The sequence below is a fragment of the Bacillus sp. FSL R10-2201 genome, from assembly GCF_038008665.1.
In the GTDB taxonomy this organism is placed as follows: domain Bacteria; phylum Bacillota; class Bacilli; order Bacillales; family Bacillaceae_G; genus Bacillus_A; species Bacillus_A mycoides.
Map to the genome: position 1 here is coordinate 1,801,630 of NZ_JBBOZP010000001.1, position 14,505 is coordinate 1,816,134.

General features: G+C 34.5%; 13 protein-coding genes, 1 pseudogene and 1 riboswitch. Of the genes and pseudogenes, 10 read left to right on the forward strand and 4 right to left on the reverse strand.

What is annotated here, in order from left to right; all coding sequences use genetic code 11:
- The first annotated feature begins 1 nt into the window (after window position 1).
- From NSQ69_RS09380 to NSQ69_RS09395, 4 genes and pseudogenes are all read left to right on the forward strand, one after another.
- Window positions 2–382 carry a BA_1872 family lipoprotein gene (locus NSQ69_RS09380; RefSeq protein ID WP_002189199.1) on the forward strand — a complete coding sequence of 127 codons (381 nt, stop codon included), beginning with the start codon at window positions 2–4 and terminating at the stop codon, window positions 380–382.
- Between the two features lie 45 nt (window positions 383–427).
- Window positions 428–658, forward strand: coding sequence for a hypothetical protein (locus NSQ69_RS09385; protein WP_033728031.1), 231 nt, complete (start codon window positions 428–430; stop codon window positions 656–658).
- A gap of 51 nt (window positions 659–709) precedes the next feature.
- Window positions 710–2,755 carry a class I SAM-dependent methyltransferase gene (locus NSQ69_RS09390; protein WP_078176846.1) on the forward strand — a complete coding sequence of 682 codons (2,046 nt, stop codon included), beginning with the start codon at window positions 710–712 and terminating at the stop codon, window positions 2,753–2,755.
- 27 nt (window positions 2,756–2,782) lie between these two features.
- Window positions 2,783–2,929 (forward strand): annotated as a pseudogene (locus tag NSQ69_RS09395) (radical SAM/SPASM domain-containing protein); the annotation flags it as partial.
- Between the two features lie 166 nt (window positions 2,930–3,095).
- On the opposite strand, the gene NSQ69_RS09400 reads toward NSQ69_RS09395, so the two are convergent.
- Complete coding sequence (locus tag NSQ69_RS09400; protein WP_002031168.1) at window positions 3,096–3,620, reverse strand: GNAT family N-acetyltransferase; 525 nt, start codon at window positions 3,618–3,620, stop codon at window positions 3,096–3,098.
- A gap of 143 nt (window positions 3,621–3,763) precedes the next feature.
- Between NSQ69_RS09400 and NSQ69_RS09405 the strand changes: the two genes are divergently transcribed.
- From NSQ69_RS09405 to NSQ69_RS09415, 3 genes are all read left to right on the forward strand, one after another.
- A complete protein-coding gene (locus NSQ69_RS09405) occupies window positions 3,764–4,462 on the forward strand; it encodes a response regulator transcription factor (protein ID WP_002141282.1) in 699 nt (232 codons plus the stop codon).
- A complete protein-coding gene (locus NSQ69_RS09410) occupies window positions 4,452–5,519 on the forward strand; it encodes a sensor histidine kinase (protein WP_002165972.1) in 1,068 nt (355 codons plus the stop codon). The genes NSQ69_RS09405 and NSQ69_RS09410 overlap by 11 nt, the downstream gene beginning before the upstream one ends.
- 82 nt (window positions 5,520–5,601) lie before the next feature.
- Window positions 5,602–6,462, forward strand: a complete 861-nt coding sequence (locus NSQ69_RS09415) for a M23 family metallopeptidase (protein ID WP_078203081.1) — start codon at window positions 5,602–5,604, stop codon at window positions 6,460–6,462.
- Window positions 6,463–6,521: 59 nt separating this feature from the next.
- Here the strand turns inward: NSQ69_RS09415 and NSQ69_RS09420 are convergent, their stop codons facing one another.
- On the reverse strand, window positions 6,522–7,817 hold the full coding sequence (locus NSQ69_RS09420; RefSeq protein ID WP_078203082.1) for an Nramp family divalent metal transporter: 1,296 nt from the start codon (window positions 7,815–7,817) through the stop codon (window positions 6,522–6,524).
- 493 nt (window positions 7,818–8,310) lie between these two features.
- Between NSQ69_RS09420 and trhO the strand changes: the two genes are divergently transcribed.
- Window positions 8,311–9,270, forward strand: coding sequence for an oxygen-dependent tRNA uridine(34) hydroxylase TrhO (trhO, locus tag NSQ69_RS09425; RefSeq protein WP_002086277.1), 960 nt, complete (start codon window positions 8,311–8,313; stop codon window positions 9,268–9,270).
- A gap of 58 nt (window positions 9,271–9,328) precedes the next feature.
- Here trhO and NSQ69_RS09430 read toward each other — a convergent pair whose 3' ends face one another.
- Window positions 9,329–10,804, reverse strand: coding sequence for a hypothetical protein (locus NSQ69_RS09430; RefSeq protein WP_088291353.1), 1,476 nt, complete (start codon window positions 10,802–10,804; stop codon window positions 9,329–9,331).
- 175 nt (window positions 10,805–10,979) lie between these two features.
- Here NSQ69_RS09430 and panE point away from each other — a divergent pair, with 175 nt between their 5' ends.
- Window positions 10,980–11,912, forward strand: a complete 933-nt coding sequence (gene panE, locus NSQ69_RS09435) for a 2-dehydropantoate 2-reductase (protein ID WP_078203084.1) — start codon at window positions 10,980–10,982, stop codon at window positions 11,910–11,912.
- 62 nt (window positions 11,913–11,974) lie between these two features.
- Here the strand turns inward: panE and NSQ69_RS09440 are convergent, their stop codons facing one another.
- Window positions 11,975–12,103 (reverse strand): hypothetical protein, encoded by a 129-nt coding sequence (locus NSQ69_RS09440; RefSeq protein WP_002086273.1) that lies wholly within the window; start codon window positions 12,101–12,103, stop codon window positions 11,975–11,977.
- Between the two features lie 139 nt (window positions 12,104–12,242).
- A riboswitch (cyclic di-AMP (ydaO/yuaA leader) is annotated at window positions 12,243–12,389 on the forward strand.
- A gap of 142 nt (window positions 12,390–12,531) precedes the next feature.
- On the opposite strand from NSQ69_RS09440, the gene NSQ69_RS09445 reads away from it, so the two are divergent.
- Window positions 12,532–14,358: an APC family permease gene (locus tag NSQ69_RS09445; RefSeq protein ID WP_002126816.1), complete on the forward strand. Its 1,827-nt coding sequence runs from the start codon at window positions 12,532–12,534 to the stop codon at window positions 14,356–14,358.
- Window positions 14,359–14,505: the final 147 nt, after the last annotated feature.

Here is a 14,505-nt window from a genome sequence, read left to right on the forward strand (position 1 = left end):
TATGAAATTACTACGTTTATTTATGATTTTCACTCTTGTTGTATTGTTAAGCGCATGCAATACAGCAACACAAGTCACAAAGGTTCAAAAAAATGGCGAAACGACTTTGAAAATTGGTTCGTTGCAAGGGTATTACGATGTGCAAACGATTAAAGCTGAAAAAGGAAATGTGGAAATTCCTTATGAAGCAGCCGTTGAAGAAGGTACGATTTTATTGCAAGTTACAAAAGGTGATAAGGTTATTTATGAAGAAGAAGTCACTTCTCAACAAGAAGGTCTGCTTTCTTTTGAAGCGCCAAAATCCGGATCATATGATTTAATTGTACGAGTGAAGGGTGAAAAAGAGAAAGCAAAAGAAATTCAAATACATACTAATCTATGAAAAAATGGCAAGTGGAGTGCACCCGCTTGCCGTTTCTATTTTCGGTTGATTCTATCACAACATATGTTTATCAATTTAAGAAATGCTTCGCTGAGTCCTGCTGTTTATTCCGCCGAAATTCCTGATGAAGTTAAAATAAGAGATGAACAAAAGAATGTGTTACAAACTTGGCATGTTAGAAACGAAATTGATAACTCTCTTTTACATGATAAAAAGACTGGTTTTGATGCATTTGTATTTGAAAGAGATATAGATGGTAAAGGGGGCATAAGGTGATAATCTTTTTAGAGAAGATGTCCCAGACCATACTACTGATATTGATTATATATGGGGGTAAATAAGTTGAAAAATATTGAGGTTCTAAATAAATACATTGAAGGGTTTTCTAATACTCTCCCTACGTGGTTAAAGTATCTAATCGAGGCAGAGGAGATACATCAAAACTATGAGAATGTACAAGTACTTGGTGAATTAAAAACAGATGCGGTGTTGTACTATGTACACCGTACGCTGCAAGTGTTAGATGGATTGTCTTTAGATGAAGAAGCGTATCGCATTATTGAAAAAGTACTAACGTATAGTGAGCTTGCAAAGGTAGGCTCTTTAAAACAGCGAGAGAAATGGAAGAAGAACGGAATCAATCTATTGGTACATAACGAGGGTTCTGCTGATATCTTTAGTGATATTCAGTTTATCGAACATATAGAGACAAACTTAAACTCTACTGAGTATTTGTTTGTTCGAGATTTAATTAGAACACATGGATTAATAGGGCAGTATATCCGCGGAGAGGCTCGTTTGAACTCTCATATTGATTTAATTGACACATATAAAGAAGAATACGGAGACGTTAGGTTAAAGGAGATTCTATACTATCTTAATCAATGTATTATTGAAGGTGTATCAAAATCTTTGTGGAGCGAAGTAAAGAACGATGTGAAGATTACAATTGATGGGCTATTTGATGGTTATGTGGAGCCATTTACTTCTCGTGTACATAGACTCACACCAAAACATAAGGAGTCAGTATTTGAAAAAGATATAATTATGGGGAGCGAGAAGAGAGACGTTCAAACATTTTTATCTGATAAGGATTTGTGGTATGTAGAACCGTCTATGCATGCCCTTAGCTTCGAGGATATTTGGACAGTTTTTGTTATGTTAAAGAACGAGATAGGCACTAGAAAGGTTCAGCATATCCATTTCGAGAAATTGATGCAGCAGTTGCACTATGATTTCAAAGGCGAGAAGAAGGACAACGTGTATCGTAAGCGGGTTATTGAGAAGTATCTACGGGAGTACCGTGAGAACGAGAAGCCGAATACAACACATGTTTCTTTTGAGGTTAAAGTCGATGAAGATATGAAGACTGCGTATGTGTCGTTTCAGTTTTCTGCTGTAGGTGAAGCGTTAATCATCTTCTGTGTAGAGGCAGAAAAGATAGATATGATGCATGCTCGGGCAAATGTACTGCTCTTTGATTTCTTCGGGTTACGAAAGGATGCATATGATAGATTCCATAACGAAGAAGTGTATTTGGAGCATATGAATAGTTCGGCTGATGATAAACGAATTATTCTTGATTATATAAAGGGAGATACGATTGTAGATGTCGGATCCGGTGGTGGTGTTATGCTAGACATGATTGAAGAAGAGACCGAGGATAAACGAATCTACGGTATCGATATTTCCGAAAATGTGATTGATACGCTGAAAAAGAAGAAACAGGACGAAAGTCGTTCTTGGGACGTCATTAAAGGGGATGCTATCAACTTAGGTAGCTCGTTTGATAAAGAATCGGTTGATACGATTGTGTATTCTTCTATCCTTCATGAGCTGTTCTCTTATATTGAGTATGAAGGTAAGAAATTCAATCATGAAGTAATTAAAAAGGGGTTACAGAGTGCTTACGAGGTGATAAAGCCAGGAGGTCGTATTATCATTCGTGATGGCATCATGACTGAAGATAAAATGTTAATGCGTGTGATTCATTTTAAAGATGCAGGTGGAATGAAGTTCTTAGAGCAGTATGTCCGTGAATTTAAGGGGCGTATAATCCAATATGAGGTACTTGCAGACAATACAGTCAAAATGCCTGTTAACGATGCGATGGAGTTCTTATATACGTATACATGGGGTGAGGATTCCTTCGTTCACGAGGTGCAAGAGCAGTTTGGAATCTTTACGCCAAACGACTATAAGGATTTCGTAAAGGGTATCTTTGGAGATAAAGTAAACATCGTTCAAGCTATGAACTATTTACAGGATGGATATACACAACATCTTAGCGAGAAAATCGATTTTAAAGATGAGTCTGGGAATGCGGTTGTGCTACCGGATAGTACGTTCTTTATGGTTTTAGAAAAGAGGTAATGATATTGAAAACTTATAAAAAGTTTAGTTTGTGGGTTTCGATATGTTTGTGGAGGATCTCGTTCTAAAGCATATGCAATGACGGGAGATTACATGGAAAGCGAACCTTTCTGTGTATACATTCCAAAAGCATTGCGAAAACAGAAAAAGAACGTAAAAAAGGGACATGAGTAAGAATATGCTCATGCCCTTTGTTTAGATTATATAATTTATTGTACTTCGCATCAGTCGTATGATGATCTAAGAAATGAAAAACGCTCGGTTTCCCATCTTTCGTTAAAAATCCACTATCTTGATTCATTATGCTGAAACGAGTTTTTACGTATAATTTCTATTAAACTCATTTTAATAAAGAATAATAATTCGTATCATATGGGATATCATCTTGATACATATAATTTTTTAGAACGCCTTCTTTTTCAAATCCTAATTTTAATAGCACTTTATTGGAAGCTTCATTTTCAAGAAATACAATTGCTCCGATCCGTTTTAAATGAAGTGTGTGGAAACCGTATGATATAACTTCAGAAACCGCTTCAGTCGCATATCCATTTCCCCAGTGTTCAGGCAAAAAGGCATAACTTATATTTGCTCGTTTATGTTCGGAAGACCAATCATGAAAACCAATTGTTCCAATGAGCCCTTTCTTGTCTTTTAATTCGATTCCCCATTTAATGCCGCTTCTTGCGTTGTACCCCAACTTAAAATTAGTAAGGATTTGTTTTACTTGATCCAAATTTTGCAATGGTTTTTGGCCATAATGGCGCAGGACATCAGTATTAGAAAAGCATTGTAGTATACTCGGTGCATCTTCTTCGGTAAGTTCTCGTAAAATGAGTCGGTTGGTTTTTAATATAGGAAACATATTTTCACTCCATTTCTTATGAAACTAGAATGTATTTGTTATTATATAATTTAATCTGAAAATAAAGATTATTCAAGAGGGAAGTATGGTTTTGATTTGTGATAAAATTGATTGTGGAATATATTTCAAAAAGAGGTTTGTATATGGAGAAAAACTCAATTTTAATTGTAGATGATGATCGAGATATTATTCGATTCGTTAATGAAAATTTAAAACAAGAAGGTTTTAGTGTTTTTAGTGCTGACAACGGAGAAGAGGCGTTAGAGGTATTGAATAATAATGATGTTCAACTTGCTATCCTTGATGTTATGATGCCTCAAATGGATGGGATTGAATTGTGTAGAAGGATAAGAGAGAAATATAGTTTACCAATTATGTTTTTAAGCGCGAAATCATCGGACGTAGATAAAGTCGTTGGATTTAGTACTGGGGCAGATGATTATATTGTGAAACCGTTCAGTACAATTGAATTTATAGCAAGAGTGAAAGCTCAATTAAGAAGGTATACATACTTCAATCAAAATGCTGTTCAAGTAATAGAAAAGAAAATAAACATTAGAGGTTTAGAAATAGATGAAGTGTCGAGAACAGTGATGTTATATGGAGAAACAATCAATCTTACGAAAACTGAATATGATATTTTGTACTTAATGGCCGCTGCAATGAATCGTGTGTTTACTATTGAAGAAATATATGAAAGCGTTTGGAAAGAAAGGGCCTATGAAAGTAATAATACAGTAATGGTTCATATTGCAAGATTAAGAAATAAAATTGAAGAGAATCCAAAAGAGCCGAAGTTTATTCAAAATGTTTGGGGAGTCGGATATAAAATTGAAGATTAAATCATTACAAGGCATGAGAGCTAAGTTTTTTATCGCATTCATATGTAGCATTTTGTTAGCAACTGTAAGTATAATAGCGTTTCAAATTGTAATTGGAAATATATATAGTCATGTTACTGCGTTAGAGGAAAAATATTCATTTTTATATTTAATAGTTTTTTTAATTTTTACTACAATATACTTTGCATTCATGACAAAAACAATGATGAAAAGATTATCTGAAATTAACAAGAGTCTGAAGGAAATAAGTAATGGTAATTTTGAAATACATATACTTATTTCAAAAAATGACGAGATTGGTGAATTAGCAGCGAATGTTAATAGAATGGCCAAAAGTTTAAAAGAGTCTATCGAGAATGAAAAAAAATCGCAAGAAATGAAAAATGAAATGATTAGTAATATTTCTCATGACTTACGAACACCTGTAACATCCCTAATAGGTTACGCGGACCTGTTAGGAAATCAGCTTCATTCAAATAGAGAAGAATGTGAACAGTATGTAAGTATATTAAAGCGAAAAAGTTATGAATTAAAAAATCAAGTAGATGGTTTATTAGAATATTGTCAAATAAATTATAGAGAGATCGAATTACATAAAAGTGTAATAAATATGAAAGCGTTCATTGAACAAATCATGATTGATTTTTTACCACAACTAGATGATGCTGATATGAGCTTTTGTATTAAAGGTGATAAGGTGTTACATGTGGAAATGGATGTAGCGGTTATGGTGAGGCTATTCGAAAATGTAATTAGTAATAGTATTATGTACGGGAAAGACGGAAAGGAGCTTTTAATTCAAGTTTCTAAAAGAGATATGAATGTTGAAATAGAAATTAAAAATTTTGGACAATGCATTCCGAATGAGAACCTTCCTTACGTTTTTGAAAAGTTTTATCGTGGTGAAAAATCACGTAGCTCTCATACGGGTGGAAAAGGAATGGGGCTTGCAATTGCGAGAAGTATAGCGGAACTTCATAAAGGAGATATCACTGTACGTAGTAACGATAAAGAAACGGTTTTCACTATCGTTTTACCGCAGTATAAAGAAATGTAAGAAAGTCGTAAGTATTTCTTTCATATGTCGTAATTTTTACTTCGTATCATGGGGAACAAAGATAGGAGAGTAGGGATACAGCATGTGGAAGAGATTTTTATTAGCGAGTATAGTTGCTTTTTTAATTATAAGTTGGAGTTTAGTTTATTTAGGTAATGGCGTTACATCAGTCTTTGTTTGGTGGATTATACAGGCTTTTAGTGTGATTTCAGTTTTTCTCTTAATAGGCTCAGTAGTAATGTTTGTTTGGAAAGGCATTTTTAGAAAGCGGATAGATGGAACGCTACTATTAATAGTTCTGTTTTCTACCATTGGAGCTTGGCCCGTGGGATGGTTCGCTAACATTGGGAGAATTGCATACCCAGTAGATGTACAGTCTATGAGTCCTAAAGTAGTCGTTCGTTTTCCTTTGAATGAACGAGCATTGATAGGTTGGGGCGGCGATAAATTAGAAACGAACTATCACGTTATAAAACCAAATGAACGATGGGCATACGATATTCTCATTCCACCAGCTGAAGTGAAAAGTAGTAAGTTAGAGGATTATGGAATATATGGAGCGAAAGTAATGGCACCCGCTTCTGGGACAGTTGTATCAATTAAAAATGATGAAATAGATTTAGTTCCGGGATCGGATGATTTTCAATCGATGGCGGGAAATCATATTTATTTACGACTGGATGAAACAGGTACATTTTTGTTTCTTGCCCATTTAAAGAAAGGATCAATTAAAGTGAGGGAAGGCGAACGTGTAAATGAAGGGGAGGTTCTTGCCCAAGTCGGTAACTCAGGAAGTTCAAGTGAACCACATTTACATATCCATCATCAAAGGCAGGATCCATCCAAGGTGAGTATGTTTTTCACGGAAGGCTTGCCACTTTATTTTCGAACTGAAAAAGGTGCGATAATGCCAGAAAGAGAGACATGCATAAGTGGTAAGTAGAAGGAAATCATTTCATACAAAAAGGGTATTCCAAATCAAATTTGGAATACCCTTCTTCATTACCCTACAAATGTTTGATACAGTAAGAAAATATTTAAAACGATAATAAGTGCAGCGATTAACCACGCGATAAATGTTGTAATGCGATGGTTGACGAGTGCGCCCATAATATTCTTATTACTTGTAAACATAATAAGTGGTACTAATGCAAAGGCAATACCGAAAGATAAGACAACTTGACTCATAACGAGAGCGTAAGTTGGATTTACACCTAAAGCGATAATAACGAGAGGCGGAATCATTGTTATAAATCGGCGTAAGTATAACGGAATATGCATTCGAATGAATCCTTGCATAATAATATCACCAGACATCGTACCAACAGAAGAACTAGATAAACCTGCTGATAAAAGTCCAATCCCAAATAATGCAGCCGATACAGGACCGACTAAATTACTGAACTGGTTAAAAGCAACATCAAGGTCTTCAACGTGCAAGCCGTTTTTAAAGAATAGTGCAGCTGCTACAATTAACATACTTGCATTAATTGCTCCAGCGATAACCATTGCAATAATAATATCGATGAATTCGAAGCGGAAAATCTTTTTCTTTTGTTCATCATTTGTTCCGACTACACGGCGCTGCGTTAAGGCCGAATGTAAATATATCGCGTGCGGCATTACTGTCGCACCTAAAATTCCAGCTGCTAAAAGGATGCTATCTACACCTTGGAATTTTGGAGTGAAAAGTCCTGAGAGTAGAGGGCTTAATTCCGGTTTTGCGTAAAAGACTTGGATACCAAAAGCGATAACAACGATAAAAATCATACCTGTTATGATAGCTTCTAATGGACGAAAGCCTCTGCGTTGAAATTCAAGAATAATAAATGATCCAACTGCTGTAATTAAAGCAGCTGGTAACATCGGAATTCCAAATAGTAAGTATAAGCCAAGTGCTGCCCCGATAAATTCAGCTAAATCTGTAGCCATAATAACGAGTTCCCCTTGTATCCATAAACCGATGGAAACTGGTTTGGGGAAGTTTTCGCGAGCTACTTCAGGAAGATTTCTCCCAGTAGCGATTCCTAATTTAGCTGATAAAGTTTGAATTAATACAGCCATTAAATTAGAAGCGAGTATTACCCAAAGCAATAAATACCCATATTGTGATCCAGCTGCGATATTTGTAGCGAAGTTCCCAGGATCAATATAAGCAACTGATGCGATAAAAGCAGGTCCTAAGAATGGTAACAGTCTTTTAAAGCCTTTTGTTTGTCCACTTAACGCTAAATGGGCTGATTGAACTGTTGTGCTTTGAGAAGGGACTTGTTCATCTTTTGTTATATCTTTATTCATAGTAGTATTCCCCTTTGAAATCTTAACTTGATTAAAGTTTCACTTTATTTTTACTCATTATTTCAATACATTTAGATATATGATGTGGCAATTTCATTTGAACATAAAAGTTTCCTTAATGCAAATTATATGACTGTGTGCAATGAATGGTGTGACGATGCAAAAATATTTTGGGAGTTTATGGTTGTTGAATAAGGGAGAAGATAATAAATTATAGGGTTGTTTTTGAAATTTATGTGAACATACAGCCTATATTACAGCATATTAATTGATGGAAATGAAATTGTATGATATATAATATATTGGGATTACAACCTAACCGTAGTGTTTTGTTCTGTAATCTTGTTTTTATTTTTGTTAACTTATAGAAAAAATTGTAAATAGAAGAAAATAGGCTACGTATAATTTTGTATATATTTTCTTATTATATATGTTTTGATATGAACGTTAACTTATACATGATTTTAAAATTTAGATAGGTGGTAGAAATACATTGGCAACTACAAAACCATATAGAGTATTACTATATTACATGTACACAACAATTGAAAATCCAGAAGAATTTGCTGAACAGCATTTAGAATTTTGTAAATCACTTGAGTTAAAAGGAAGAATTCTTGTAGCGACAGAAGGAATTAACGGAACTTGTTCTGGAACTGTTGAACAAACAGAAAAATACGTGGAAGCGATGAATAATGATCCACGTTTTGCTGGAATCGTATTTAAAATTGATGAGGCAGATGAACATGCATTCAAGAAAATGCACGTACGTCCTCGTTCAGAGTTAGTTACACTTCGTCTAGAAGACGACATTAACCCGAAAGAAATTACTGGGAAGTATTTAGAACCAAAAGATTTTTATGAGGCAATGAAACAAGAAGATACAGTTATCATTGATGCACGAAATGATTATGAATTTGATTTAGGACACTTCAAAGGTGCGATTAAACCAGATATTGAATCATTCCGTGAATTACCAGATTGGATTAGAGAAAATAAAGAAACACTTGAGGGTAAAAAGATTTTAACGTACTGTACAGGTGGAATTCGTTGTGAGAAATTCTCAGGTTGGTTAGTTCGTGAAGGTTATGAAGATGTAAGCCAGCTTCATGGCGGAATTGTAACGTACGGAAAAGATCCAGAAGTACAAGGTGAACTTTGGGATGGTCAATGTTACGTATTTGATGAGCGTATCGCTGTACCAGTAAACCAAAAAGAACATGTTATCGTTGGTAAAGATCACTTTACAGGTGAACCTTGTGAGCGCTATGTAAACTGTGCAAACCCTGAATGTAACAAGAAAATTTTATGTTCTGAAGAAAGTGAAGCAAAACATTTACGTGCATGTTCTCATGAATGTCGTGTACACCCACGTAATCGTTATATCGTGCAACACGAATTAACAGAAGAGCAAGTAGCTGCTACATTAGAAAAAATCGAAGCAGGTAAGTAAGCAAAATTAGCTTAATAAAAAAACAGATGGTAGCATCGTGCTGCCATCTGTTTTTTATTTACTTTGTATCTTTTTTCTCTTTAACAGCAGATAATACAGTTTGTTTTACCCATGCTTTTCTTCTTTTATGCTGTATAGCCCATTGGTATAAACCTTGTGCACCTAAAATGAGGGAAATGACTATACCGCTAATCGCTATTAATAGAGCAAAAAATTCAAAAGGCGATGATATTTTGTTTGAATCGGTGTTTCTTAAAAGATCAATCATAGTAAACCCTAACATTTGGCCTACAACAGAGTAGAGCGTTAAAATTAATAATAAGAGGCTATCTTTTTTTGAAGCAACATTTTCTTGATATTTAAATAAACTATCGAGATTTTGTTTCGCGTTCGTGTACAGTACTTCAATGTTAAAAAGTTTTCTTAGACGAAAGAAAATATCTTCACTTTGTGATTGGGATACTAATTCTAAAGAAAAATAATTAGCTGTAAACGAATTTATTGAATAAATTAATTTCTCAATCTCATTTGTATCTTGCTCAATATTTAATTCAGCATAGGCGTTTGCCATCTTTAATAAAACAACTTTATGAAATAAATTTAATAATAAAGCGTAATAAAACTCCCCGTACATTTGACTAGCAAGTTTAGTGACTGCTTGTTCACCTTCATTTGTAATACATGTGAAAATATGTTCTTCCATAATAAAGTAACGGTTAGGAGCCCATCTTTGATAAGAATGTTTTGTTAAATAATCGTGAATATAAGGAACATTATTTGCACTAATATATGGCTTACCATCATCTGATAATCCGGAAAGACTGGAAGCTCGATATACATCGATTATATGAAGGTCTGACTCTTTGTTTATGGATAATAGAGTTTGTACATACATTCGCTGGTCTTCAAAGAAAGGGAATGTTTGAAAGTAAGAACTCCGCAATCTCTTGTTCTCAAAGAAGTCTGTTAAACCATGAAATAAATCACCGAATATAAGTTTTTCTACTTGTGAATATTTTTTTCCATCACATTCAATACAAATAGTCTCAGTCGTATCACTTTTAGTTTCAAGTACACGGAAGCGAGCCGCGAATTCAATCGCTTCTGATAATGTCATGTTAGGAGCGGTTTTTATTTCTGTCCGAATTGTTAAGAACCCAAGCTCATAAGGACAAAGTGTTACATCAATAGAATGTATCTTGAATGGAACGGAAATAAGGTTAGTTGTTAAATGTCCATTTAAATTAAGGTCTTTAGAATAGCGCTGTAATCCTTTTTGATGTTCTGAATGAGGAAAGAGAATTTTATTTGTAAAGGAAAGATAGTATGCTTCCATATTTTGATGTGAAACTTGAAATTTCCCGTAATATGTATTTTCATCTTCAAGATGATCGAGTCGAAAAGGTCGAAAATCATTTTTTTGTAAGAAAGGGAACATATTTTGTTCATATCCAGTTTTAAACGAAAACGGGAATATAAATTGAAATATAGCTGTTATTACATCTTTTTCCTCGATTGTTTGTATTGCCTCCATTTACATTGTTTCCTTTCCGTATAAGCTATAGAAACAACATGCCCAATTTTTCTTGAAAATAACCTCTCTTGTTCATTAGATTAAGAATGAAAATTCAGCTTATTTAACAAGGGACATGTATAATGTTATGTATACTAAAATTAGTATAATTGTGTTAGAAAAAGGGGGATGTTGTATGCGTATTTTAGTATTAGGAGCTGGGGGCGTTGGCGGATTTTTCGGTGGCCGATTAGTAGAAAAGGGAGAAGATGTTACATTTCTCGTTCGCAGCAAAAGAAAACAGCAATTAGAAGAAAAAGGCCTTGTTATTCGTAGTGTTAATGGAGATTTTTCATTTCAACCGAAATTGGTAACGAAAGAAGATAGAACGACTCCATTTGATGTGATTTTATTTTCAACAAAAGCGTATCATTTACACGAGGCGACCATAGATTTAAAGCCGTTTGTAGGTAAAAATACTGTAATAATCCCATTGTTAAATGGTATCGCTCATTTATCACTATTACAAAAGGAATTCGGTGAAGAGAAAGTAATTGGCGGTCTATGCTTTATCGAGACGACATTAAACGATCAGGGAGAAATTGTACAAACGAGTGCTGCCAACAGACTTGTATTTGGGGAAATTAAGCCTCAAGATTCAGAGAGAATAAAGCTTATTTCTAAAACATTTGCAGATACAAAAGCTAGTTTTGTTTTAAGTGAAAATATTGTGCAAGATATGTGGCATAAATATTTATTTATCACCGCAATGTCAGGTGTGACAACATTAATGCGTGCGCCGATAGGACCGATTCGTGAGAGTGATGGAGGCCGAGAATTTATTAGGAACTTATTTGAAGAATCAGTGCAAATCATGAAATCTATGGGGGCTCCAGTTAAGGAGAATATCGCCCAGGAACATATGAAAACGATTGATAAAATTTCGTATGATATGAAGTCATCGATGCAACGGGATATGGAAAAAGGTTCGCTCATTGAAGGGAAGCATTTACAAGGATACTTATTGAAATTAGCAGAGGAAATGTCTATAGATGTGCCTTTATTAAGTGTTGTGTATCAAAATTTAAAGGTATATGAAAAAATGATTTTTACTAAAGAAATGGTATGAAAAAGAGTAAAGGATAGCAAAATATAAATGTTGCTATCCTTTTTTTGTTTCTTTTTGACAATTTATTCGTTTCTTTTCGGTTTATCTGTCGTATTTCGTTCTCTTTCACGTTTACCATATAGCTGATTAATTTCATTTGCTACTGCATCTAAATAGGAATCGGAAAAAAGTGGCTTCTTTTCTTTAGACATACGGGTCTCCTTTGTGGATTTTTAGTATTCATTATGTATATTTTTCGGTGGATTATGCGCAATCGTTTTAATTTTTTTCTTTTTTAAAATTTTTGTTTACTTTTTGAAAATAAAGGAGTATTATAATCCACAGTTTCAATTTTCTAAATCGCTGAAGCCGCATGGTGCGGGGGACCCGTTCTTATGGATTAGTACATAATCCAATGGGGTGAATCCTTGAAAAAGGTAGGGCTACTCATAGGCCCGAATCCGACAGCTAACCTCGTAAGCGTTATATTGAGAAGGAAGGTGGAGCTTGTGCGACAAAAAAAATAATGTCTACAAGTCTATTTCGTTATGGCTTGTAGACATTTTTGTTTTCTGAAGAAATAGTTTATCGCTGTAACTAGCAAAATCGTTCGTACAAAATTATTGGAGAGTGGACAGCATTGGTTTCATCTATTAAAAGATTTTTAATTGGAAGACCGTTAAAATCAACTGAGTTAGGAGAGCAAAAACTTAATAAAACGAAGGCGCTAGCCATTTTATCTTCTGACGCATTGTCATCGGTCGCATACGGACCAGAGCAAATATTAATTGCACTAGCAGGTCTTGGAGCAATAGCTTATTGGTATTCCATTCCGATAGCTGTTGGGGTATTAGTATTATTGACAGCTCTTATTTTATCTTATCGACAAATTATTTTTGCTTACCCTCATGGCGGCGGAGCATATGTTGTATCAAAAGAAAATTTAGGGATGAATCCGGGATTAATAGCTGGAGGATCTTTATTAGTCGATTACATTTTAACTGTTGCAGTAAGTGTGTCCGCAGGTACAGATGCGCTCACATCAGCTTTTCCTAGTTTACATGCACATAATGTAATCATTGCGATTATATTTGTCATATTGATTACCATCTTAAATTTAAGAGGCGTAACGGAATCAGCTTCCGTTTTAGCATATCCGGTTTATTTATTCGTTGTAGCATTATTTATATTAATTGGTGTAGGAATATATAATATTTTGACTGGTCACGTTTCACCCACGCTGCATTCGCCAATTGGAACACCAGTTGCGGGAATTAGTTTGTTCTTACTGTTACGAGCATTTGCTTCAGGAAGCTCTGCTTTAACGGGTGTTGAGGCGATATCTAACGCAATTCCAAACTTTAAAGATCCTGCACCTAACAATGCAGCGAAAACATTGCTTGCAATGGGTGCATTACTTGCAGTTTTATTTTCTGGAATTGTCTTTTTAGCTTATTATTACGGAATTAATCCAAGTAAGGAAGTAACAGTCGTTTCACAAATTGCTGAACAAACTTTTGGACGTAATTTCATGTACTATTTCATACAAGGTACAACAGCTTTAATATTAATTCTTGCGGCTAACACAGGTTATTCTGCATTTCCACTATTAGCGGTTAATCTTGCAAAAGATAAGTTCATACCGAGAATGTTTACGATTAGAGGAGACCGCCTAGGTTATTCAAACGGTATTATTATACTTGGGATTTCTTCGATTATTTTAATTGTAGCTTTTCAGGGGAAAACAGAACACTTGATTCCGCTATATGCAGTAGGGGTATTTATTCCGTTTACACTTTCTCAAACTGGAATGGTACTAAAATGGCTTCGTGAAAAGCCTGAAGGATGGGCTTTAAGATTAACGGTTAATTTAATTGGTGCAGTCATTAGTTTTATCGTTATGAGCATGTTCTTTTTAACTAAGTTCGCACAAGTTTGGTCAATCCTTATTTTCTTACCTTTTATTATCTTCTTGTTCCATCGAATTAAGAAGCATTATGATGCAGTGGGCGATCAATTAAGTTTAAAAACTTGTGAACCACTTGTTCCGATTGAAGGGAATGTAATTGTCGTTCCTGTAGCTGGTATGACTCATGTAGTAGAAAATTCATTGAACTATGCTAAGGCTCTTTCTGCAGATCAAGTTATCGCTGTATATGTTGCTTTTGACAGAGAAGAGGAAAAGAAATTTGAAGAGAAATGGGAGAAGTGGCAACCTGAAGTAAGGCTTGTTACATTACATTCTCATTATAGAAGCATTATTCAGCCGCTTACAAAATTTATTGACACAGTGCAATATAAAGCGAGTGAATCAAATTACCGAGTTACGGTCGTTATACCACAGTTTATTCCGAAAAAAGGTTGGCATAACATTCTTCATAATCAGTCTAGTTTACTCATTCGTGCGTATTTACTCTATAAAAGAAATGTTGTTATTACGACAGTTCCATATCATTTGAAAAAGTAATAAGATTTTTTAAGGATAGCTTCACGAAAGTGAAGCTATCCTTTTTGTGTATATGCTATGCATAATTGCATATAGGTCTTAAAATTATATTACTATAATACAATCTCTTATGAGTAAACAGTGTTTTTTGTTGTGATATATGGATAT

Excerpts from the sequence above, each read along its gene's own strand:
- NSQ69_RS09380 (WP_002189199.1), top strand. The coding sequence starts at position 2 with ATGAAATTACTACGTTTATTTATGATTTTCACTCTTGTTGTATTGTTA.
- NSQ69_RS09390 (WP_078176846.1), top strand. The coding sequence starts at position 710 with ATGGGGGTAAATAAGTTGAAAAATATTGAGGTTCTAAATAAATACATT.
- NSQ69_RS09400 (WP_002031168.1), bottom strand. The coding sequence starts at position 3,620 with ATGTTTCCTATATTAAAAACCAACCGACTCATTTTACGAGAACTTACC.
- NSQ69_RS09405 (WP_002141282.1), top strand. The coding sequence starts at position 3,764 with ATGGAGAAAAACTCAATTTTAATTGTAGATGATGATCGAGATATTATT.
- NSQ69_RS09415 (WP_078203081.1), top strand. The coding sequence starts at position 5,602 with ATGTGGAAGAGATTTTTATTAGCGAGTATAGTTGCTTTTTTAATTATA.
- NSQ69_RS09420 (WP_078203082.1), bottom strand. The coding sequence starts at position 7,817 with ATGAATAAAGATATAACAAAAGATGAACAAGTCCCTTCTCAAAGCACA.
- NSQ69_RS09430 (WP_088291353.1), bottom strand. The coding sequence starts at position 10,804 with ATGGAGGCAATACAAACAATCGAGGAAAAAGATGTAATAACAGCTATA.
- panE (WP_078203084.1), top strand. The coding sequence starts at position 10,980 with ATGCGTATTTTAGTATTAGGAGCTGGGGGCGTTGGCGGATTTTTCGGT.
- NSQ69_RS09440 (WP_002086273.1), bottom strand. The coding sequence starts at position 12,103 with ATGTCTAAAGAAAAGAAGCCACTTTTTTCCGATTCCTATTTAGATGCA.